The organism is Mariniradius sediminis (genome assembly GCF_021491425.1).
In the GTDB taxonomy this organism is placed as follows: domain Bacteria; phylum Bacteroidota; class Bacteroidia; order Cytophagales; family Cyclobacteriaceae; genus Mariniradius; species Mariniradius saccharolyticus.
In genome coordinates, this window is sequence record NZ_JAKEVZ010000009.1 from 107,475 (window position 1) to 127,842 (window position 20,368).

Consider the following 20,368-nt stretch of genomic DNA (forward strand, 5'->3'; position numbering starts at 1 on the left):
GATTATTCCTCGGTTCCAGCAACAGCCACCACCTTGGTAGTATCTACCGGGGCTACCAAGGCTGAGTCTGCACTTGCCGGTGCGTTGGGTACATACCTTTCGCCTTCAGCCTCTTTCGGATTTGCAGGAGTGGTTCCCTGCAGCGTCAAGATAAAGCTCGCTACTTGTTGGATTTGCTCCGGACTGAGTTGGTCCTGCCAAGGAATCATGCCTTTTTCAGGGACACCATATTTGATGACTTTGAAGATATCATTGATCGAGCCACCATGCTTCCAATATTCATCCGTCAGGTTAGAACCCACGCCGCCACCGCCATCCTGGGCATGGCAGGCTACGCAGTTGGCTTGGAAAATGGATTGGCCAGCCGAAATGGCAGCTGCCGATTCGTCGAATACGACATTTGTCTCATCGATCAGGCTGGTCAAATTGGCTTTGTAGGCTTCGATCTGCAAGGCTGCTACACGCTGTTCTTCGGCATATTCTTCGTATTGGGACACCCCCAAACCGAGCACCGTGTAGTAGGTGAAATAAATCACCCCAAACGCGATCGTGATGTAAAAGACATTGGCCAGCCAAGGCGGCATGTGGTTATCCAACTCCACGATACCGTCGAAGGTGTGTTCCTTCATCAACCTCTTCTCTTCTGGGCTACCCACAGGCTGCATTTTGCCTGTCACATACTTCAGTTTGAATTCATCCCACCAGGAAGGCTGTGCCGCCAATTCAGGGTTTTCCTTTTTCAAAACCGCCGACATGAACGACATCAAATAAATCATAAGGAAAAGCAGCAACACAATCACCAACAACACCACACCTAGGATAATGAGCAGCGTGAGTTGGGAACTGTCCATTTGCTGAAGGGTGCCCATCCAGGAGGTTTCCGCCTCAGCCGCTTGGGCCCATGCCGGACTGCTTCCAAAGACGCCCAGCAACAGTAGCATTAGATATTTAAACTTTTTCATAGCCTGAGTTCTTTTGATGGTCATCACTGAAAGGCATCTCTTTCATGTGGTTGATATAGTTTTTGTCCGCCGTAATCACCCAAATGAACATGCCCACAAAAAAGATCACAAAGATCAGTAGGGAGATGATCGGGTATATTTCGACGTTTTCGATGGCACTCAATATATCCTTTTTCATAGCGTGTCTGATTTAGGGGTTAGAAGCGGTGGTTTTCTTGATGTCGGTACCCAAGCGTTGCAGGTAGGCAATCAATGCCACAATTTCTGAATCAGGTACCACTTCAATTCCTGCTGATTTCAGGTTTTTGACGATACCGTCAGCCTGTACGTAAAGGTCAGCCTGTGCTTGCGCTTCATATCCCTCAGGGTAGGGAACTCCCAAGCTTCTGAGCGTGGATATCTTATCTGGCAAGCTGCTGTGGTCCATGATATTGGTGGACATCCAATCATATGCAGGCATCAAGGATCCGGGTGACATACTGGTAGGATCCATCATATGGTGATAATGCCAAGAATCCGGATACTTTCCACCGACACGGTGAAGGTCTGGACCGGACCGCTTGGATCCCCATAGGAATGGCCGGTCATAAACGTATTCGCCTGCCTTGGAGTATTCCCCATAGCGCTCAGTCTCGGACCGGAATGGCCGTATCATCTGCGAATGGCAGCCTACACAGCCATGCGATATGTAAAGATCCCGACCTTGGAGTTCCAATGGGGTGTAAGGCTGGACGCTGGTAATGGTCGGAACATTTGACTTGACGAGGATGGTTGGGATGATCTCAATGATACCACCGATCAATATCGCAACTGTGGCCAATAGGGTGAAGAAAACAGGTTTTCTTTCCCATGCCCTGTGCCAAAATTCTCCTTTTTCCTCGACATGTGGTGCCAAAGCGGGCGCCTCGTCAGCTTCTTCGGCGACGAATTTCCCTTGCTTGGCTGTCATAATCATATTGTAAACCAATAAGAACGCACCGGTCAAGTACAACAATCCACCCAAAGCCCTGAGGATGTACATCGGAACGATTTGGATGACTGTCTCAATGAAGTTGGGATACGCCAAGCGGCCAGCTTCAGTGAATTCCTTCAGCATCAAAGATTGTGTCAATGCCGATACGTATAGCGGAAGGGCATAGAAGATGATACCTATCGTGCCCAGCCAAAAGTGGGTAGTCGCCAATTTGGTAGAATACAGGTTGGTCCTCCACATTTTTGGCCACAACCAGTATAGCATGGCGAATGTGAAGAAACCGTTCCAACCCAAACCGCCGATATGTACGTGGCCTACGATCCAGTCTGTATAGTGCGCGATGGCGTTGACATTCTTCAAGGAGAGCATTGGCCCTTCAAAAGTTGCCATACCATAGGCTGTCACGGCCACCACCATGAATTTCAACACGGGGTCGACTCGCACTTTGTCCCAAGCGCCCCTGAGCGTCAAAAGCCCGTTGACCATACCACCCCAAGACGGAGCGATCAGCATCACGGAGAAAATGACGCCCAATACTTGTGCCCACTCGGGTAAAGCAGTATACAACAAATGGTGTGGACCCGCCCAGATATAGAGGAAGATCAAGGACCAAAAGTGGACGATCGACAGTTTGTAGGAATATACAGGTCTATTGGCAGCTTTTGGCAAATAGTAATACATCAAACCCAAAAACGGCGTCGTCAGGAAGAAAGCGACCGCATTATGTCCATACCACCACTGTACAAGGGCATCCTGTACACCGGCATAGGCAGAGTAGCTTTTCAGGAAGCTCACGGGGAGTGCCAGGGAATTGAAGATATGTAGTACGGCGACTGTGACGAATGAAGCCAGGTAAAACCATATGGCCACATACATGTGTTTTTCCCTTCTGGTGAGCAAGGTTCCGATCATGTTGGCGCCGAAGGCCACCCAAACCACCGCGATCAGGATATCGATCGGCCATTCGAGCTCCGCATATTCTTTGGAGGTCGTAATCCCCAAGGGAAGCGTGATCGCTGCCAAAAGAATGATCAACTGCCAGCCCCAAAAATGGAACCAGCTGAGGTTTTTGTTCCACATGGGCGCTTTGAGCAAGCGCGGCATGGAGTAATAAATCCCCGCGAAAATCGCATTGCCCACAAAAGCGAAAATCACCGCGTTGGTATGCAACGGCCTGATTCTACCAAACGTGGTGTAGGGATTGCCGAAATTGGCTTCGGGCAGAAATAGCTGTATCGCTACTATAAGCCCGACCAACATTCCTACGAGGCCCCAGGCTATCGTGGCGACCCCGAAGTACTTTACGATCTTGTTGTCGTAACTGAACTGTTCAAGTGATGGTCCTGACATACTTACTTCGATTTAGTTGATGGTACTTTTTTTTCATTTGTTTTTATTTCATTTTCAAATAGCATTCGGATCGCAGGCGTCTGGTCGTCTTCAAACTGACCTGATTTTACAGCCCGGAAAAACAGGAACAAAAACGAACCTGCCAAAACCAAACTGACTGCGATGAGGACGAAGATGACTTCCATGGTTACCAGATTTTTTGTTTCAAACCTTTTTTGACCGCCAAGTAATTGGTCGCAAGCGTGGTAAACACCACGACCGAAATGCTGGAAATTGGCATCAAAACGGCACAGAAAACCGGATTCACCAATCCCTGTACCGCGAAAATGACCCCGATCGTATTGTAAGTGAAGCTCAGCCCGAAGCTGGCTTTAATGATTTTTCTACTTGTCTTGGCAAAATCCAAAAACGCCGGAAGCCTATCCATGACCGCTGCATCCATGATCGCATCGGAGGCAGGCGAAAAATTGGTGATCCGATCCGTAACCGCGATGCCCACCTGAGCGGCCCTCAGCGCACCGGCATCATTGAGCCCATCACCCACCATCAAGGTACTTGCCCCCGCTTGGTTGAGGGTTTGGATGTATTCCAATTTGTCTTTTGGGCTTTGATGGAAGTTCATCAGCACATCTTTCCCAAAAACCTGCTTGAGATGGTTTCGCTCATGGTCTTGGTCGCCCGATAGTAGATGCACTTCCTTGTTGCTGCCTATTTGGGCTACTACCTGCTCGATTCCTTTACGCAAGCCGCTTTGGATCAAAAAGTAACCGATCACATTCCCTTCAATGGAGAAAAATACCAAGTTGCCGCCTTCTTTGAGGTCTCCTCCCTGATAGCCTACAAACTCTGCCGAACCCAATCGGATAGCCTGACCCTTGTAAAAACCTTGGATTCCTCTTCCCTGAATCTCATGTACCTCCTCGACACTCAGCGTCGATATTCCATCCAACCAAGAATTGATGCGGTTGCTCAGCGCATGGGTAGAGTGGCTGACCAAGGTCTTGATGATCGATTTGGATTCTGCTGAAAGCCGGTCTCCATGGTAGCTCACCTTTGCCTCGGAAGGTGCGGTCAAGGTTCCTGTTTTGTCAAAAACCACCGTATCCACCTGTGCCATACGCTCGATGACTTGGGCATTTTTTAAATAAAACTTGCCTTGTCCAAACACCCTGAGCGTATTGCCCAAAGTAAAAGGTGTCGACATGGCCAAAGCACATGGACAAGTGATAATCAAAACAGACGTAAAGGCCAGGACGCCCAAGGAAACCTCTCCCCTTGCAGCCCAAAACACCAAAGCACCGAGCGCGATCGCCAAGACCGTGAATGTGAACTTGCCCGAAATGCGATTTGCTAGGGACTCAAGGCTATGCGTTTTTTCTTTTTCGAAGGACTCGTTGTTCCAAAGGTCGGTAAGATATCCCTGTGAAGGCGATTTCTGTACCGCAAGAGAGATCGGTTGGCCCTTTTGCCTTCCCCCTGCGTAGACAAGTTCGCCTTTTTTCTTGGCCACGGGGATTTGCTCCCCAGTTACAAAGCTGTAGTCGATGTATGCTTCTCCCTCGAGCAAAATGCTGTCCGCGGGGATCAGCTCCTCATTTCTTACCTTGATGATATCACCGACATGGAGTTTGATCAATGGGATCACTTCCTCTTCATTGCGGACCAAGCGCGTCACGGCAATCGGGAAATAGGACTTATAGTCCCGATCAAAAGAGAGCGTGTCGTAAGTCTTTTGCTGATAATATTTCCCGATCAAAAGGAAAAACAACAAGCCTCCGAGCGTGTCCATATAGCCTTCATTGCCCAATGCGAAAATGTCGTACAAGCTGTAGGTGAAAAGCGTCACAATTCCTAGGGCAATCGGCACATCCATGTTCACGGCTCTGTTTTTGACAGAAAGCCAAGCCGAGCGGTAGTAGTCCGTGGCGGCGTAGAAGAAAACCGGCAGGGCCAATAGCACATTGAGGTAATTGAAGGTCTTTTTGAAACCATCGCCAAGTAGCTCGGCCTCCGCGAAGTACTCGGGAAGGCTGAAGAGCATCATATTGCCAAAGCAGAAACCTGCCACGGCAAGTTTTTGGATTAGCTTCTTGTCGGAAAATACAGGTTGCTTTTTGTCGGCATCGGAAAGATTGATGCTGGGCTCGTAGCCGATTCTGGAGAGCAGCTGTACCAGTTCTTTGAGACTGATAGCATCCTGGTGGTATTTTACCTGAACTTTCTTCTTGATAAAATCCACCCGTCCGGAAACCACGCCTGGATGGAGTTTGTGCAAGTTTTCCAACAACCAAATGCACGACGCGCAATGTATCAGTGGAATCGAAAAAGTAATGTGGGTCTCATCGCCATTTTGGAAATCGACCAAGCGGTGGACGATATCGGCATCATCCAAGTAATCAAAACGGTTGTCTTTGCGGGACACTTCCTTTTGGCTGATTCCGGGCTTTTCGGCGATTTGGTAGTAATTGCAAAGCTCATTTTCACTCAAAACCTCATAGACGAGCTTGCAGCCTGTACAGCAAAATTCCTTTTCGTCAAAATGCAAAACCTCCTCGCGGCACTCTTCCCCACAATGGTAACATGTGGCGGTGGACTTGGAAGCAGCGTGATGGATTTGGTTTGGCATGGTACAATTTACTGAGCTTCGGGGGTGAAAAACATGACGAAAATCATATTTTGGAATGATTTAGAAAGACAGGTAGAATGAAAGCCTGTCGTACCACATTCCCCCTTTGTAGAAATGAAAAAGTACTTTGGCTAAATCTGATTGATAATTTTTAGTGGTGACCAGTAGGGTGCAGCGATGTTTGACCGCATAGGACCAAAAGTCCCCTATCCTCGTAAAGTTGAATTTTATGAATGATGTCTCAGAAGTCGAGTTCGTAATCAATTGGATGATTTCTTGTTCTTCCCTTTGCTTCGACTTAGGGATAAAACTTGGAGAAATGATTGTGGCGCGGCTGTCTTTGATATTGTCTTGAAATAGTTCGACAAAATGATGGATCAACCTTGCAGATGCGGGGGTCCCATCATAGTGAAAAAGTAGGCTTTCCGTAGACATTTCCTTGTCAAAAAGCAAAACTGGAACTTCGCAGGGTTCTTCCTCGAGTGCCTTTGGCTTTTCTTGCTTATGCAGCCAATCGAGTACCTCTGGCAAATGCGCGGTAAAAAGCGTGGGACCTTGTTCGGGACTGCACATCAATCCTTTACCCCCTTTATTCAGATGAACAGGGAAACTCTCTGGGAGTCGTTCGCAAAAATGGGGGGATACTATCTCCTCCGGGACCGCGAACTTTACTAATTGGTCAACTTTCGCCTGCATAATTCCACATTCAACAGTTACAAAGCTATCGAGGCAGGCAAACTTTGGCGGTGACATTAAAAAGGTTCAAATATGATTAATGTCATGTTTTTTTGGCTAAGTAGCGGAATAGCTAAATCGTATCTACACTCCGGTGTTCCTGATTGATTGTTTTTCTTGGATTCCTTGCGAAATTGGAGTAAAATCAATCCGATGAAAAAGCCTGTACTAATAGCCATTTTTACCCATTTCTGGCTTAGCCTTGCTGCCCAAGAAATCGATTTGTTCAATGGCAAAAACCTGGACGGCTGGTACATGGACGTTCCCGACCTAGATAAGGACTCGAAGCTGAGAAAGCCTTTTCTGGTACGAGATGGCAACCTCGTCAGTTTGGGCACGCCCAACGGACACCTGCTGACGGAAAAGGAATTTGGGAACTATCGCCTGGAAGTGGAATACCGCTTTGCCGGCAAACCCGGAAACTGCGGCGTGCTCGTCCACGCCTCCCGGCCACGGGCCTTGTATGGCATGTTTCCCCAATCCATAGAAGTGCAGATGATGCATGAAAACGCCGGGGATTTTTGGTGTATTGTCGAGGACATCCAAGTCGAGCATATGGAAAAAAGGCGCGGACCAAGGGAAAACTGGGGCATCACCGAAGGCAAGGAAAGACGCATCGTCAACCTGACCGACGGCTCCGAAAAGCCCCTCGGGGAGTGGAACCGCATGGTAATAGAATGCAAAGCCGACCGCATTACGGTTTGGGTCAACGGTGACCTCGTCAACGACGGCTTCGGTGCTACGGCTCGAAGAGGAAAAATTGCATTGCAAGCCGAGGGTGCCGAAGTGGAGTTCAGAAAGGTGGCTTTGACGCCGCTTCAATAGCGATCCCAAACAGATTCAGCAAAACAGAATCGGTCATCTCCACCGATTATGGCTCCAGAGGTAGAGTTCCGGATAGGCACGGATATTTTTTTCCGTCAACTCAATAAACTTGTGGGTGATGCTTTGTGCCGGACTATCCGTGTAGGGGGGATTTTCCACCAATTGATAGGTATAGATATAATGTCCCCGCTTTGGCTTTTGGACATCGGCGTAGACGGCGGCAAGTCCATAGCGCTTGGCCATCTTTTCCGGACCTTCATAGAAATACGTTTCCCGGTTCATAAACGTGGTAACGTATTTGGTCTCCGCCTGATGAGGCCGCTGGTCCGCCGCCAATCCAATCAGCCTCGGGACGTTCCTGTTTTTCAAATAATTTCGGGTAAAGTCATCTTTATCCACCAGCGTGCCCCCGAAGCGACCGCGGATTTCCTTCATCAAGTTGTCGAAAAATTGATTGGTTACCCGATGATAGACCGTTTCCAATCGTGTGTCGACTGCTGCCTTGAATGCCAAAGTTTGCCCTTCCCAATGAAAAAAATGGGCAGCCAATCCCAGTACAATTTCCCCTTTGTCCAGCCGGTCTTTGATGATATGTGGGTTTCGGATCACAAAACGCCTTTTGATTTCCTCCCGTGACATGGTATAGAGCTTGATGGTTTCCGCAAAGGAATCGGTCAGGTTTCGGTAAAATTTCCTTTCGATCTGTCTTCGTTCCTTCGTCGATTTTTCGGGAAAAGCGAAGGCCAAGTTTTCGCTCACGATTTTCCTCCTGTACCTGATCACATAATACCCCACCAGAAACACGAAATCCGTCACCAAATACAAGGCCCACAACGGCAGCAATGATATCAAGCGGAAGAAAACCATAAATGATTGAGGGACAGCAGGGAGTTCTGGAAGGCGGCAAAATAAGGCAAAAGACCTGAATTAATCAGAAAAATTAGGGATAAATTCGGCTCTTGATTACTTTTGAAGGCTATGTCCGAGGTCCAGCGCAAAAAATACTCCGAGCAGGAAAAGAACCATGTTTTCGACAAGGAATTTATGCCACACATAGATTCCATGTACAATTTTGCCTTCCGGCTGACATTCGACGAGGACGATGCCAAGGACCTTGTCCAAGATACCTACCTCAAAGCCTATCGGTTCATCAATTCGTTTGAGCAGGGAACCAATGCCAAGGCTTGGCTTTTCCGCATCCTGAAAAACTCCTTTATCAACGACTACAGACGCAAGAGCAAGCAGCCTGCGAAAGTTGATTATCAGGAAGTTGAAACTTATTACAACTCGGATGATGTTGACTACACCAGTACAACAGACCTGAGGGTTGACGCGGTCAAGGATATGCTTGGAGATGAAATCTCCAACGCCCTCAACAGCCTGGCCGTGGACTTCAGGACTGTGATCATCTTGGCGGACTTGGAGGGATTTACCTATGAGGAGATGGCAAAGATCTTGGATATCCCGATCGGTACCGTCCGGTCCAGATTGCACAGAGCGAGGAACTTATTGAAGGACCAGCTTCGTTCTTATGCCAAAACCATGGGATACAACACAGAAGATGAAGAAGAGTAAGCCACATAAAAGAAAGGATTAATCACCGCTTAGATTACTGATTACGATGGAAGAAAATTTACCGATGGGAGAAAAAAAGCTTTCTTGCGCTGACGTCAGCAAGTGTTTCCAGTTGCTGGAGAGCATTTTGGACGGAGAAAACGTTCCCAACTCCCAAGCCATGCTCCAGGAAAAACTGGCAAAGTGTGAACCCTGCTTCAAGCATTTCCACCTCGAGCAAGCTATCAGGGAAGTGCTCAAAAACAAATGCACCAAGCATTGTGTCCCCAATGAATTGATCGCCAACATCCGGGAGAAAATCCAGGAAATTAAATAGGCGGACATGTCAGCAGGAAAAGCAATCATTTTTTCGGCTCCATCAGGCTCTGGCAAAACGACCATAGTCCGGCACCTTCTCCAAAAATTCCCCAATCTGGGTTTTTCCATTTCGGCCTCGACCCGTGACAAGCGTGGTCGGACAGAAACACATGGCAAAGACTACTACTTTTTGAGTCCTGAGGAATTCAAGCAAAAAATCGACGAAGACGCATTTATCGAGTGGGAAGAAGTCTACGAAGGCAACTTCTACGGCACGCTCAAAGAAGAAATCGAGCGTTTGTGGGCAAGTGGCAAACACGTGATATTTGACGTGGATGTCAAAGGTGGCATCAACCTCAAGAAATATTTTGGGGACAAGGCCTTGGCGATCTTTGTCAAAGTCCCTTCCCTCGAGGTTCTTCAAGAAAGGCTAAAGGACCGTGGCACAGAATCGGACGAAAGCTTGTCTAGGAGGTTGTACAAAGCCAAATTCGAAATGGGCTTCCAGGACAAGTTTGATGTCACCATCCTCAACGACGATATGGCAAAATCCTTTGCCGAAGCAGAGCGACTAGTCGGCGATTTTCTCACCAAATAATCAAACACTTCCTTTGAAAATCGGTTTGTTTTTTGGATCTTTTAATCCCATTCATATCGGACATTTGGTCATTGCCAATGTGATGCAGGACCGGACGGATTTGGATGAAGTGTGGTTTGTGGTCAGTCCACAAAACCCGTTCAAGAAACAAAGTGCACTTTTGCACGAATTTGATCGGCTTAAAATGGTAGAGCTCGCCATTGCCGATCATTTTTATTTTAGGGCCACAGACGTCGAATTCCGGATGCCAAGGCCCAGCTATACCGTGGACACACTGGCATTTTTATCTGACAAATATCCCCAGCATCAGTTCAAGTTGATCGTGGGTGCAGACAATCTGACCCATTTTCAAAAGTGGAAAAACCATGAAGTGATCCTGGAACAATACGGACTGTATGTCTATCCAAGACCTGGGGAAAAAAAGCTTCCAGAGCATCCCAACATCCGCTATGTGGAAGCGCCATTGATGGAAATTTCCGCGACTTACATCCGCGATTCGATCAGGCAAGGCCATTCGGTCAGATACCTGCTACCCGAGGCGGTTGAAGATTACATCCGGGACAAGAAATTGTACCAGTAGCCGATTTGCAAAAAATCCCAAAATTGATCTTCGATTTTGTTGAATCTGAGGATTTTAGGTTTCTTATTTTTTCTCTCTTCCCGATCCTTGCCCTAATTTTATGTTCAAACAACCCATGTGATGAAACGCGGATGGATATTGATGTGCATATTTCTTTGCTCCTGCGAGGGACTTTTTGATGGCGATCGCGTACCCGCCAATGTCTACAAAAGGAAAACGATCCAAGAAATCAAATCCGGACCCGCATACATTGGCGTATGGTCCTATGTCGACACCTATGGCAACTTGAGACATCGCTTTTACCTGGAATTGCTTCTGGGAAATGCTACGGAAACTCTCATGCCCGCAGACGACGTCCTGATCTGCGAGCTGCTTTCGACCCTGATTGTCAATCCAAGCTGGACTGATTCACCCTGTGTGCTGGGCTACCATGACAAATTCTTGGCATTTGGGAATATTGGCGGCATTTATCGCATGCACGTCGAGGTAGATGGTGAAATCAAAGAACGGCACCCCGATGATCCAATCCTTTGGAAGGCTTTTGCTCCCCGCTCGATCCGAAAGGGAAATTTCTGCACGAATCAATGGCAGCAACCTACATCTAGCCCCTCCCTAGCAAGTACAAACTGGAAATGGATTGGATTTGCAACAAATGGAAGAATCTATTCCAAGCCCGCATGCGAAGACCAAGAAGTCAGACTTAACTTTGAATCAGAATTGCTATCGCCTTCTCAATTCCAATATATCCCCAATCCCGAGGCAAAGAGGATTCGCAAGACCTCTCAAGTATGGCAAAGCAATGGGCTGTGGGCAGACGTTTACATCCCAATTGATAACTCCCGCCTTAGGATCGATTCAGCCTTATTCCACCCACCAAAATCTCCCGGGCCAGTTATTCCTATCAATTCCTTCGAAGGGGTCACTTGGGAGATGAAGCACAAATTCGACAGCCTAAATCTCTTGCTCAAGCCCAATGACACAATCAATTATCGGATCGACCTTGGCACGCTCATGCTGACCAACTCGCGCCGAGGTTTCAGCGCACTTTTTGTAGCCCAATAAATCACGCTACATTTGGATCAAACAGCCGAAAATGCAAGGAAAGCCACGGGTCTCGTTTATCATACATGGAAAAAATGCTGTGATGGAAAAGCTGATCCTCAAAATAAAAAGGACTTTTGAGGAACTTGGCTCCCTTGCATTTCACATCACGACCGCTGAAAAAAACGCATCCTTTTGGGCTATCGAAGCAATCGAACGCGGAGCCAATGTCTTGATAGCCGTGGGCGGAGACGGTACTGTCAATGAAGTTGCTAATGCCATTCTTTTTCACCCCAACAGAAGCAAGTTAAAGATGGGAATCCTGCCTTTTGGCAAGGGGAATGATTTTGTCAGGAGTCTGGGTATCCGACGGGATTTAACAATGCTCTGCGATAACATCAAACTGGGCAAATCAAAACGAATCGATGCAGGAAAATTGGAATTTGTAGGCAAAGAAGGAGAAAAATCACGGCGCTACTTTGTCAATATCGCAGATGTCGGCTTGGGCGGGCTGGCCACCCAAATGTTGCGCGCCGGAAAGCCTTTGTGGAGTTCCAACCTCACCTATTTTTTGGTTATCATCAAGTCATTCATGAAATATCGTCCTGCCAACGTCAGATTCAGCTCCCATGGATTTTACCATGAAGGAAAAGTCATGAGCATCTGTATGGCCAATGGAAGGTATTTTGCCAGTGGTCTTGGCATAGCACCGGAAGCCAAACTGGACGATGGCAAACTTGATTGGGTGATCTTGGGTGAAATTTCAATCTGGGATTATCTGAAAAACATTCCGAGACTCAAGCGGGCAAAAAAAATCCGGCATCCGGAAGTTTCTTATCATCGGGGAACCGAATGCAACATTTCCTCAGATATTCCGCTCCCAATCGATATGGACGGGGAATTTGTCGGGTACACGCCAATGAGGTGTCAGGTGGAATCCCTGGTTTTGGAAATTATTGCTTGACCAATTTCCCGCACAAATTCTTTTTTTTAAGGCTTTTGTCTAATTGGGTTCGGTAAAAAACTGATTTTTATCACTAGGCTTCCAAAAAATAAAGAGACAAGTTTCTTAGGCCCACAAATGCTGGTAACTTCAAGAGAATTTTTATCAAAAACAACCATGAAACAGCATTCTGATTTTAAGCCTGTAAGCCCCGAGGAATGGGAAAAGGCCTGGCAAGACCATTGGCAGGAAGCAGAAATGGACTATGAGCTTCCCAAATTATCAAAAAAAGTCAGGGACGAACGGGACTTCCTGACCCAAACACGTACTCCGGAAAAGGAAAAACAAAGGATACAAAGGATCTCCAAGGAGTTTGAATCGGCAGTAAAGAAACTGAGCAAGGTCGGCCCGGCTGTGACCATATTTGGTTCAGCACGTTTCAAACCTGGCGATGACAACTATGAGCTTTCCCGAAAAACGGGTGAGGTTTTTGCCAAAGCCGGGTTTTCGGTCCTCACGGGCGGAGGTCCGGGAGCAATGGAAGCCGGTAACAAAGGCGCTTTTGAGGCAGGCGGAAGAAGCTATGGACTCAACATCATCTTGCCCAAAGAACAGTACCCCAACCCCTATGTCCACAAGAGCATCGAGTTCAATTACTTCTTCATCCGGAAAGTCATGCTGGTCAAGTACTCGTGCGCCTTTATCGTCATGCCGGGAGGATTGGGGACTTTGGATGAACTCTTCGAAGCGGCCACGCTGATCCAGTGCAAAAAAATCGGCCCTTTCCCATTGATTCTTGTCGGGAAGGAGTTTTGGAAAGGCTTACGGGACTTTGTGGGCTATATGGCTGGACAGGGGGTATTTGCCCCCGAAGAAATCGGTTTTTCCAAAATCGTCGATACGCCCGAGGAAGCCGTTGATTTGGTGCTGAAAAGCCTGCCTCCAGATTTTCACAAAATCCTAGAAAAGGAGAAAAAGAAACTCAGGCGAAACTTGAAAAAAATTCGCTAAAATGCACTTCCAAACATTTGACTTTCAGTCGTTTGCTTGGTGAACTGAAAATCAAATTGGTTAAATTTGTAATCGATATCTAAATTGATCCTTAAATCTTTTTTCAATGAGAAATCTAATTTTCCTCCTTCTGTTTTTCGGATTTTTCGGATGCTCTCAGCAGGACGATCCCGCCCAAAATATCCCACTTGAAATTGGGTTGCGAAAGACGGTCGAAGAGATAGCAGGCGTACCGGCATTTTTGGATGTCGAAACGATCACAAACGGCACACAAACAAGCTACCTCTTCTTTTTTGAGCTTCAGGATGATGCTCAAAAACGGAGGTTGGTGCCCGATAAAGACCCCCTGATCTGCAGTTTTCTCAATGAACAATTAATGTATGGGATGACAATCATCGAAGGCTGTGCCGATGTAGGGTATTTTTTTCGTTATCTGAGATATGGTGAGGCGCGGGGAAATCATAGAATGCATGTGACCGTAAGCGGAAAGGCAAAGGAACGGCGGCCTGGTGACCCATTCACCGGATCTCCCTTCGTGCTGGAGCGGATCGAAAAAATCGAAAGCTGTCCGGTAGCGATAACCGATAAGTCTGGTTCATTTAGTCTTGAAAATCGTTTTTGGAAGTTTGTTGGGTTTATCGATCAAAATGGCAACATCATCTCCTCGCCTACTTGCGAAAACCCGGAGATTGGAATCACCTTCTATGACAAATTATTAACCGGATCGCCAATTGAAGATCCCGAGGCTAAATCATTCAAAATTGAAAGTGCCGTTTGGATAAGGTCAAATCAACTTTTCTTGGTATACGGAAAAGAATCAGATAACAAATTGAGGATAACGCGGGCCGTAGACCCTGCTTGGATGCCACCCAGACCAGCTACCGCCCAGACTAATAATTTTGACCAACTCACCAAAGGCATCTACAACAAATTCGATAGTCTAAGCCAAATCTTTTTGTTCAATCAAACGGTCGATTTTGAAATCAATGGGAATAAACTTGAACTGCGCAACCCTACCAATGGCATCGGCGCCTTGTTGATCACCAATTGATCTGTGTGTTTGGTCTTTTCGAGCCAAAAAAAGGGGAACTGACGTCGATCAGTTCCCCTTTTTTGTGTCTGCTGAGCAGAAATTACCACTAAACGTAATTGTTCAACATCACAGGCATCACGAGCATGAGGATGTCTTCGTTGTCGCCTTTGTCGGAAGGCACGATCAGACCTGCACGGTTTGGCGCAGAGAACTTGAGCGTGACCTCTTTGGAAGAAAGGTTGTTGAGCATTTCAACCAAGAATCGGGCATTGAAGCCGATTTCGATATCCTCCCCATCATGGTCACAAGACAGGCGCTCGTTGGCTTCGTTGGAGAAATCCAAGTCTTCTGCGGAGATTTGAAGCTCGCTTCCCGTCAATTTCAAGCGCACCTGATGGGTGGTTTTGTTGGCATAGATCGCGATCCTCCTCAATGAACCCAAAAACTCCAATCGATCGATGGTCATGTGATTGGGGTTGTCTACCGGGATGACGTTCTCATAGTCCGGAAAGCGCTCATCGATCAAGCGGCAGATCATTTTCGTATTGTTGAACTTGAAATAGGCATTGGAGCTGTTGAATTCGACAGTCACGGGCACATTTTCAGAAGGCAAAGTAGACTTCAGCAAATTGAGCGCCTTTCTTGGAATGATGATGCTCGAGTCCTCTTTGGAAGCCACATCAACTCTTCTGTAGCGGACGAGCCTGTGGCCATCAGTCGCCACGAAGGTAGTATTCGTCTTGCTCAGATTGATGTACACACCCGTCATTGCAGGTCTCAGTTCGTCATTGCTGGTAGCAAAAATGGTGTTGCTGATCGCGCTGCTGAGAATCTCTGTGGACATATCCACTGCAGTGGCGTTGGTGACTGAAGGGATTTTTGGGAAATCCGTCGCATTCTCGCCCGCCAATTTGTATCGACCATTGTCGGAACTGATTTCGATGCTGTAGGTATCCTGGTCGATGCTGAAAGTCACAGGCTGCTCAGGAAGGTTCTTGAGCGTCTCGATCAGGATTTTGGCAGGAACCGCAATATTGCCATCTTCCCGGGCTTCAACATCCAATTCGGTGATCATCGAAGTCTGCAAGTCAGAAGCGGTAACGGTCAATTTTCCACTTTTGATCTCAAAAAGGAAATTTTCCAAAATAGGCACCACCGGATTGGTGGTTACGACACCGTTGATGGCTGAAAGTTGCTTGAGAAGTGCAGATGAAGAAACAATAAATTTCATATTGCGCAGGCTTATTTTTTCAGTTTGAAATTGAAGAGGGTAAATTTATAAATAAAATCCTTAAAGCGGCTTTTGACAGAAACTTTCCTGAAAAAAAATCAAAATGGGCCCGTTTTGAATTAGGAACAAACAATTTTAAGCAGCGAATTGCCTTATTTTCCCGCAAATTTTCTCTTTCGCAAAGCCACCCACACAAATCCAAAAAGCGCAAAAACAACCGCCGGAAGGACCGTGTTGATGGTTTGCCATTTGGTTTTCTCTGCCTCCACCTTGACCTTGTTGAGCGGTCGGATTTGGAACTGTTTGGTCCTTGCCGCTATGATTCCATCCGGATCGACGAGGTAGTTCACGGCATTTTGAAGCAACTGACGATTCGCATATTGGGTATCGCTGAAGGGATCCTGACCCAATAGCAAGGGATTTCCATCCAAGGGGCTTTTGCTGCTTTGAAAAAGCTGTCCCGTGCCCGCTACAAGTACCCGGCCTTCATTGCTTTCAGGAACAAATCCTGCCTTATCTACGCCTTCGGGTAAAAACCGATTTTTAAACAGCGAGGTGAAATCCCCTTCAAGCAGGTAAACCAAGGGAAGGTTTGGTTGGTTGAACTCGTCGAGATCAGGCTTTTCCTCCATATCGGCAAAGGCTAACCTGACGGGTGCTGGCAATTTTTTCCCAAAATCCGAACCAAAAACCAAAGGTGTCTTGACCACTCCATCTGCCTTGACAGTGTCCAAAGAGCCGGTGAATCTAAATACAATTTGATCGAGTCCTTTGGTAATCGGATGCTTGGCCATTCTTCCAGCCGCCACATAAAACGGCCAAGGTAGCGGTACCATCTGTTGTTGATTTCCAAAGTTTCCTCCCATGACCACGTGGTAGCCAAAATTGATGTCCTGCACGAAGTCCTTATTGACGCGAACGCCATATCGAAACAGCATCTGATCCAATCCATTGTCAAACGGCATCGCGACTGTACCCTCACCGCCGGCCTCCTCAAAGTTGTAGGCGAGCGGGTCAACCAGGAAAACAAGATTTCCGCCACGCATCAAAAACTGGTCGAGTAAATAGATTTCCCTTTCTTGATAGGCTGATTTTGGGCCGATCACCATCAGAATATCAAAAGTCATCAGATCGTCGACCAACTTTGCCTGCTCAAGCGGCACCTTGTACACCTGATAGTCATCTGCTAAAGCCTCCACGATCCCAAATCCCTCATCCTCGGACATCTCCCCATGGCCCACGATCAAGCCGATTTCCTTTTCCTGTTTGGAAACCAGCCTCTTGATCGCATTGATCAGCTCAAATTCGAGGTTTTCGACAGATTGGTTCAAAATCTCATCCGGGCCCATGTTTGCCTCTCCTTTCAAGATCAAGGCCCCGACCTCAAACTCAGCGTTTCGCGCCAAGATTCCCGGGAAAATCATTTTGGTTTGTTTTCCCCCAGCCTCACTGGTGTAGAGGTTGGTTGGGTTGATGCCAAAGTCCGAAAGGCCCACGATAAAATCCTCTTGCTCTTTCTTTGGCAGATCCAAGGGATTGAAGTACCGGTACGTGATCCGCTTGTTGCTATAGGAATTGAATGTGCGGATATTCTCTTCCACGGACCGCTGCAGTCTGCGCATGCCGCCCGGGAGCTCGCCGACAAGCAGGATATCTATCTCGATCGGTTCCTCCAATCCTTCCAAAACCGCAATACTCGCAGGATGCAGGGAATACCGCTTTTCCTCGGTCAAGTCCAACCTAAAGGGCAGAAGGGAAACCAACGCCCAAATAGCCGCGAGCATCACAGCCAAAACACCCATTTGCTTGATCGATCCTTCTAAGTTTCTCATTTTCTCTTCAGGATAATAGTCGTCAGTCCCAACATCAATACAACAACCGTCATGAAATAGGCAAGATTTTCGGAGACGATAACGCCTCTGCCCATGCTTTGATAGTGGTAACTCAGGCTAAGGGATTCCAGGAAAAGCGCAATCGGACTCATAATCTGCATTTGTACCAAGGCAGTCAAGCCGAAGTACAAGAGAAATGACAGGAACACCCCCCAGATAAATGCCACGATTTGGTGCGAGGTCAAGGCAGAGGAAAAGATGCCGATCGAGGCAAAAACCGCCCCCATCAGGCAAAGCCCGATCCATGAACCGAAAAATCCCGCATGGTCAATATTGCCGACGGGGTCTCCCAACTGCACGATCGAGTAATAAAACAGCAAGGTCGGAATCAAGGCTAAAAAAATGAGCGTCAGGCTTGCCAAATACTTCCCAATAATTATCCTCAGGATGCCCAATGGCGAGGTCAACAGGATTTCCCAAGTGCCCGACCTTCTTTCCTCTGCGATCATTTTCATCGTGATCGCCGGAATCAAGAAAATGAATACAAAAGGGGTATATACGAACAACGGCTCCAAATCCGCAAACCCGTATTCCAATACGGAAGTATCGGGAAAAACCCAGACAATCAACCCCAAAGAAACCAAAAACACCGCCAAAATGAGGTATCCGCTCAGGTTGCTGAAGAAGGCATTGATTTCCTTTCGGTACAGTGCAAACATCGATTTAGGATTGGGTGATTTGTTGAAATATCGCTTCCAGGTTGTTTTCCTTCAGACTGATTGAGACCAAGGTCAGATTCCTTTCCTGGATAATGGACAAAAGCTCTCTTCGTCCCGAGGCTGCATCGTCCACAGAAATCCCAATTTGCGAACGACTGGACAAGAACTCGCCCTTTCCTACATGCTGAAACCATTCCAATTGGAGTTCTTCCTCGGTCTCAAGCTGAAGCACGGCATTCCTTCTCCCTGATTTAAGGTTGGAAAGCAAGTCTGAGGCGACGATTTTTCCCTTGTTGATGATGACTACCTTATCACAGATGGCCTCCACTTCCTGCATGATATGGGTGGAAAGTATCAAGGTCTTGTCCTTGCTTATAGTCTTTATCAATTTCCGGATTTCGACCAGTTGGTTGGGGTCGAGTCCGGTGGTAGGCTCGTCCAAAATGATCACTTCCGGGTCATGGATAAGTGCCTTTGCCAAGCCGACACGCTGCCGGTATCCTTTTGAAAGTGCTTGGATCCTTTTGTGCGCTTCAATCTCGAGTCCACACAATCCAACCAATTCCTCCACCCGAGATTTCAGGCTTTTGCCAGCCATGCCATACAAACCACCCACAAATTCCAAAAACTCACGCACATACATGTCCATGTACAGTGGATTGTGCTCGGGAAGGTAGCCAATCAGCCGACTCGTCTGTTCAAAATTCGCCTTGACCGAAATTCCGTTGACCAAGACATCACCACCGTCGGCTGCAATATACCCGGTGGCAATCTTCATGGTGGTGGACTTCCCAGCCCCATTTGGACCCAAAAAACCCAAGACTTGCCCTTTCTCAGCCTCGAACGATACATCGTCCAGAGCTAACTGCGTGCCATATTTTTTGGTGAGGTGATTGACCGACAGAGACATGGATTTTCAATTAGGTGGCTAAATTAACCGCAACTCCTGCGGTTGGCAAAATATTTTTTCGCACAGGCCACAAAAATCGCTGAATCTTCGAATGCCGGAGATTTGAAACCAAGGAATTAAAGCTGTAAAATCTCAGCAGTTTGCCTAAAACCTGAATCCAACATTGACCACGTACCTGAACCCATAGCTCAGACTCCTGAATCCGCCTGAGTTGGCAATCTCGCCCGGCTTGATGACGCCTTCAAACATGGGAAATCTTCCTTTGATCGCCTCATTGAGTTCTCGGAAAAACTCCTCCTGTTCTTCGGCTGGAAGGTCAGTATTCAGGCTTGTTTTCAAATCATAAAAACCTATCCCAGGTCCTGCCAACACCATATCGAGCGCAAGCCGTTCCCAAAAAACAAATTGATACCCCAATTGAAAACCGGCGATTACCGTGTTGAAGTTGAAATCAAAATTGACATTGCCTTGGAAATTTTCAGTATTGAGTGCCAAATCATTGTTGCGGGTCAGGTAGTTGTACTGAAAATGCGGCCCGATGTAAACTCCACGTGGCGCCTTGTGACGGTTTTCTTTGGCAAGGTAAAAACGGTAATCTGCGGCGAAATGATAGCCACGCTCCGAAACTGAGCGATCGCCATTGATGGCTTCCCCGTTCTCGTCCAACCGCATCAGCTTCGGAAGTGAAAACCGTCCCAGATTGACAGAGAAGGAGCGCTTTTCCGACAACACCCGTTCATAACCGATCGCGACGAATTTGGTACCCCAAATCATCGGACTAGAGACATTAATTCTGGCGATATTCTTTCGCTCTTTTGCCAAAGAATCAACCTGGCACCAAGCTGGGATGGTCACCATAACCATCAATAAAAACAAGCAAAGAAGACGTTTCATAATGCTGGGGGTTTAGACACTGAATTTAACCAAAGTCCGTCTCGATACCATCAAAATGGCCCAATTTCAGCGAAAGAATTTTGAAAAACCGAATACGTAACGGAATCTTCAAAATCAAGATAAATGCAGCCTCGGCGTCAGAAAATTCCACTTCTAAAATGGCTTAAAATAAAAAAGGCTTCAAAGAAGCCCCTTGAGAGAATCCACCGCCACAGGCAGCGCATCTCGATTGA

The 20,368-nt window shown here is 47.2% G+C and carries 21 protein-coding genes; 9 read left to right on the top strand and 12 right to left on the bottom strand.

Features of this window, described 5'->3' with window-relative positions:
* Positions 1-2: 2 nt before the first annotated feature.
* From L0U89_RS12775 to L0U89_RS12800, 6 genes are read right to left on the bottom strand one after another with little or no spacing between them, the layout of a single operon-like run.
* Positions 3-962: a cbb3-type cytochrome c oxidase N-terminal domain-containing protein gene (locus L0U89_RS12775; RefSeq protein WP_234861880.1), complete on the bottom strand. Its 960-nt coding sequence runs from the start codon at positions 960-962 to the stop codon at positions 3-5.
* Complete coding sequence (locus tag L0U89_RS12780) at positions 949-1,140, bottom strand: hypothetical protein (protein WP_040478768.1); 192 nt, start codon at positions 1,138-1,140, stop codon at positions 949-951. Before L0U89_RS12780 ends, L0U89_RS12775 begins: the two co-directional genes overlap by 14 nt.
* A 12-nt stretch (positions 1,141-1,152) precedes the next feature.
* On the bottom strand, positions 1,153-3,285 hold the full coding sequence (gene ccoN / locus L0U89_RS12785) for a cytochrome-c oxidase, cbb3-type subunit I (protein WP_234861881.1): 2,133 nt from the start codon (positions 3,283-3,285) through the stop codon (positions 1,153-1,155).
* Positions 3,286-3,287: 2 nt separating this feature from the next.
* Complete coding sequence (ccoS, locus tag L0U89_RS12790; protein WP_008623810.1) at positions 3,288-3,470, bottom strand: cbb3-type cytochrome oxidase assembly protein CcoS; 183 nt, start codon at positions 3,468-3,470, stop codon at positions 3,288-3,290.
* A gap of 2 nt (positions 3,471-3,472) precedes the next feature.
* The gene (locus L0U89_RS12795) at positions 3,473-5,911 is read right to left on the bottom strand and encodes a heavy metal translocating P-type ATPase (protein ID WP_234861882.1); all 2,439 of its coding nucleotides are present in this window, start codon (positions 5,909-5,911) and stop codon (positions 3,473-3,475) included.
* A gap of 60 nt (positions 5,912-5,971) precedes the next feature.
* Positions 5,972-6,607 (bottom strand): hypothetical protein, encoded by a 636-nt coding sequence (locus L0U89_RS12800; protein ID WP_234861883.1) that lies wholly within the window; start codon positions 6,605-6,607, stop codon positions 5,972-5,974.
* A 192-nt stretch (positions 6,608-6,799) separates the two neighbouring features.
* On the opposite strand from L0U89_RS12800, the gene L0U89_RS12805 reads away from it, so the two are divergent.
* On the top strand, positions 6,800-7,471 hold the full coding sequence (locus L0U89_RS12805; protein ID WP_234861884.1) for a 3-keto-disaccharide hydrolase: 672 nt from the start codon (positions 6,800-6,802) through the stop codon (positions 7,469-7,471).
* Positions 7,472-7,504: 33 nt separating this feature from the next.
* Here the strand turns inward: L0U89_RS12805 and L0U89_RS12810 are convergent, their stop codons facing one another.
* A complete protein-coding gene (locus L0U89_RS12810) occupies positions 7,505-8,338 on the bottom strand; it encodes a lysophospholipid acyltransferase family protein (RefSeq protein ID WP_234861885.1) in 834 nt (277 codons plus the stop codon).
* 111 nt (positions 8,339-8,449) lie between these two features.
* Here L0U89_RS12810 and L0U89_RS12815 point away from each other — a divergent pair, with 111 nt between their 5' ends.
* The 8 genes from L0U89_RS12815 to L0U89_RS12850 all read left to right on the top strand — a co-directional run bounded on the left by L0U89_RS12815 (position 8,450) and on the right by L0U89_RS12850 (position 14,567).
* Positions 8,450-9,046, top strand: coding sequence for a sigma-70 family RNA polymerase sigma factor (locus L0U89_RS12815; protein WP_008623815.1), 597 nt, complete (start codon positions 8,450-8,452; stop codon positions 9,044-9,046).
* A 64-nt stretch (positions 9,047-9,110) separates the two neighbouring features.
* Positions 9,111-9,362, top strand: a complete 252-nt coding sequence (locus L0U89_RS12820) for an RNA polymerase sigma factor RpoE (RefSeq protein ID WP_008623816.1) — start codon at positions 9,111-9,113, stop codon at positions 9,360-9,362.
* Positions 9,363-9,368: 6 nt separating this feature from the next.
* Positions 9,369-9,941, top strand: coding sequence for a guanylate kinase (gmk, locus tag L0U89_RS12825; protein ID WP_008623818.1), 573 nt, complete (start codon positions 9,369-9,371; stop codon positions 9,939-9,941).
* 13 nt (positions 9,942-9,954) lie between these two features.
* Positions 9,955-10,521 carry a nicotinate (nicotinamide) nucleotide adenylyltransferase gene (gene nadD / locus L0U89_RS12830; RefSeq protein ID WP_234861886.1) on the top strand — a complete coding sequence of 189 codons (567 nt, stop codon included), beginning with the start codon at positions 9,955-9,957 and terminating at the stop codon, positions 10,519-10,521.
* 120 nt (positions 10,522-10,641) lie between these two features.
* The gene (locus L0U89_RS12835; protein ID WP_234861887.1) at positions 10,642-11,583 is read left to right on the top strand and encodes a hypothetical protein; all 942 of its coding nucleotides are present in this window, start codon (positions 10,642-10,644) and stop codon (positions 11,581-11,583) included.
* Between the two features lie 82 nt (positions 11,584-11,665).
* Positions 11,666-12,526, top strand: coding sequence for a diacylglycerol/lipid kinase family protein (locus L0U89_RS12840; RefSeq protein ID WP_234861888.1), 861 nt, complete (start codon positions 11,666-11,668; stop codon positions 12,524-12,526).
* A gap of 156 nt (positions 12,527-12,682) precedes the next feature.
* A complete protein-coding gene (locus L0U89_RS12845; protein WP_234861889.1) occupies positions 12,683-13,516 on the top strand; it encodes an LOG family protein in 834 nt (277 codons plus the stop codon).
* Positions 13,517-13,622: 106 nt separating this feature from the next.
* The gene (locus L0U89_RS12850; RefSeq protein WP_234861890.1) at positions 13,623-14,567 is read left to right on the top strand and encodes a hypothetical protein; all 945 of its coding nucleotides are present in this window, start codon (positions 13,623-13,625) and stop codon (positions 14,565-14,567) included.
* Positions 14,568-14,655: 88 nt separating this feature from the next.
* Here the strand turns inward: L0U89_RS12850 and dnaN are convergent, their stop codons facing one another.
* The 5 genes from dnaN to L0U89_RS12875 form a co-directional block, all read right to left on the bottom strand.
* The gene (gene dnaN / locus L0U89_RS12855) at positions 14,656-15,780 is read right to left on the bottom strand and encodes a DNA polymerase III subunit beta (RefSeq protein WP_234861891.1); all 1,125 of its coding nucleotides are present in this window, start codon (positions 15,778-15,780) and stop codon (positions 14,656-14,658) included.
* Positions 15,781-15,932: 152 nt separating this feature from the next.
* On the bottom strand, positions 15,933-17,612 hold the full coding sequence (gene gldG, locus L0U89_RS12860; protein ID WP_234861892.1) for a gliding motility-associated ABC transporter substrate-binding protein GldG: 1,680 nt from the start codon (positions 17,610-17,612) through the stop codon (positions 15,933-15,935).
* Complete coding sequence (gldF, locus tag L0U89_RS12865; protein WP_234861893.1) at positions 17,609-18,331, bottom strand: gliding motility-associated ABC transporter permease subunit GldF; 723 nt, start codon at positions 18,329-18,331, stop codon at positions 17,609-17,611. Before gldF ends, gldG begins: the two co-directional genes overlap by 4 nt.
* Positions 18,332-18,335: 4 nt before the next feature.
* Positions 18,336-19,241 carry a gliding motility-associated ABC transporter ATP-binding subunit GldA gene (gene gldA, locus L0U89_RS12870; protein ID WP_234861894.1) on the bottom strand — a complete coding sequence of 302 codons (906 nt, stop codon included), beginning with the start codon at positions 19,239-19,241 and terminating at the stop codon, positions 18,336-18,338.
* A gap of 144 nt (positions 19,242-19,385) precedes the next feature.
* Complete coding sequence (locus L0U89_RS12875; protein ID WP_234861895.1) at positions 19,386-20,135, bottom strand: DUF3575 domain-containing protein; 750 nt, start codon at positions 20,133-20,135, stop codon at positions 19,386-19,388.
* Positions 20,136-20,368 lie beyond the last annotated feature (233 nt).

Coding starts and splice junctions, on each gene's coding strand:
- L0U89_RS12775 (WP_234861880.1), bottom strand. CDS start 962: ATGAAAAAGTTTAAATATCTAATGCTACTGTTGCTGGGCGTCTTTGGA.
- L0U89_RS12780 (WP_040478768.1), bottom strand. CDS start 1,140: ATGAAAAAGGATATATTGAGTGCCATCGAAAACGTCGAAATATACCCG.
- ccoN (WP_234861881.1), bottom strand. CDS start 3,285: ATGTCAGGACCATCACTTGAACAGTTCAGTTACGACAACAAGATCGTA.
- ccoS (WP_008623810.1), bottom strand. CDS start 3,470: ATGGAAGTCATCTTCGTCCTCATCGCAGTCAGTTTGGTTTTGGCAGGT.
- L0U89_RS12795 (WP_234861882.1), bottom strand. CDS start 5,911: ATGCCAAACCAAATCCATCACGCTGCTTCCAAGTCCACCGCCACATGT.
- L0U89_RS12800 (WP_234861883.1), bottom strand. CDS start 6,607: ATGCAGGCGAAAGTTGACCAATTAGTAAAGTTCGCGGTCCCGGAGGAG.
- L0U89_RS12805 (WP_234861884.1), top strand. CDS start 6,800: ATGAAAAAGCCTGTACTAATAGCCATTTTTACCCATTTCTGGCTTAGC.
- L0U89_RS12810 (WP_234861885.1), bottom strand. CDS start 8,338: ATGGTTTTCTTCCGCTTGATATCATTGCTGCCGTTGTGGGCCTTGTAT.
- L0U89_RS12815 (WP_008623815.1), top strand. CDS start 8,450: ATGTCCGAGGTCCAGCGCAAAAAATACTCCGAGCAGGAAAAGAACCAT.
- L0U89_RS12820 (WP_008623816.1), top strand. CDS start 9,111: ATGGGAGAAAAAAAGCTTTCTTGCGCTGACGTCAGCAAGTGTTTCCAG.
- gmk (WP_008623818.1), top strand. CDS start 9,369: ATGTCAGCAGGAAAAGCAATCATTTTTTCGGCTCCATCAGGCTCTGGC.
- L0U89_RS12835 (WP_234861887.1), top strand. CDS start 10,642: ATGAAACGCGGATGGATATTGATGTGCATATTTCTTTGCTCCTGCGAG.
- L0U89_RS12840 (WP_234861888.1), top strand. CDS start 11,666: ATGGAAAAGCTGATCCTCAAAATAAAAAGGACTTTTGAGGAACTTGGC.
- L0U89_RS12845 (WP_234861889.1), top strand. CDS start 12,683: ATGAAACAGCATTCTGATTTTAAGCCTGTAAGCCCCGAGGAATGGGAA.
- L0U89_RS12850 (WP_234861890.1), top strand. CDS start 13,623: ATGAGAAATCTAATTTTCCTCCTTCTGTTTTTCGGATTTTTCGGATGC.
- dnaN (WP_234861891.1), bottom strand. CDS start 15,780: ATGAAATTTATTGTTTCTTCATCTGCACTTCTCAAGCAACTTTCAGCC.
- gldG (WP_234861892.1), bottom strand. CDS start 17,612: ATGAGAAACTTAGAAGGATCGATCAAGCAAATGGGTGTTTTGGCTGTG.
- gldF (WP_234861893.1), bottom strand. CDS start 18,331: ATGTTTGCACTGTACCGAAAGGAAATCAATGCCTTCTTCAGCAACCTG.
- gldA (WP_234861894.1), bottom strand. CDS start 19,241: ATGTCTCTGTCGGTCAATCACCTCACCAAAAAATATGGCACGCAGTTA.
- L0U89_RS12875 (WP_234861895.1), bottom strand. CDS start 20,135: ATGAAACGTCTTCTTTGCTTGTTTTTATTGATGGTTATGGTGACCATC.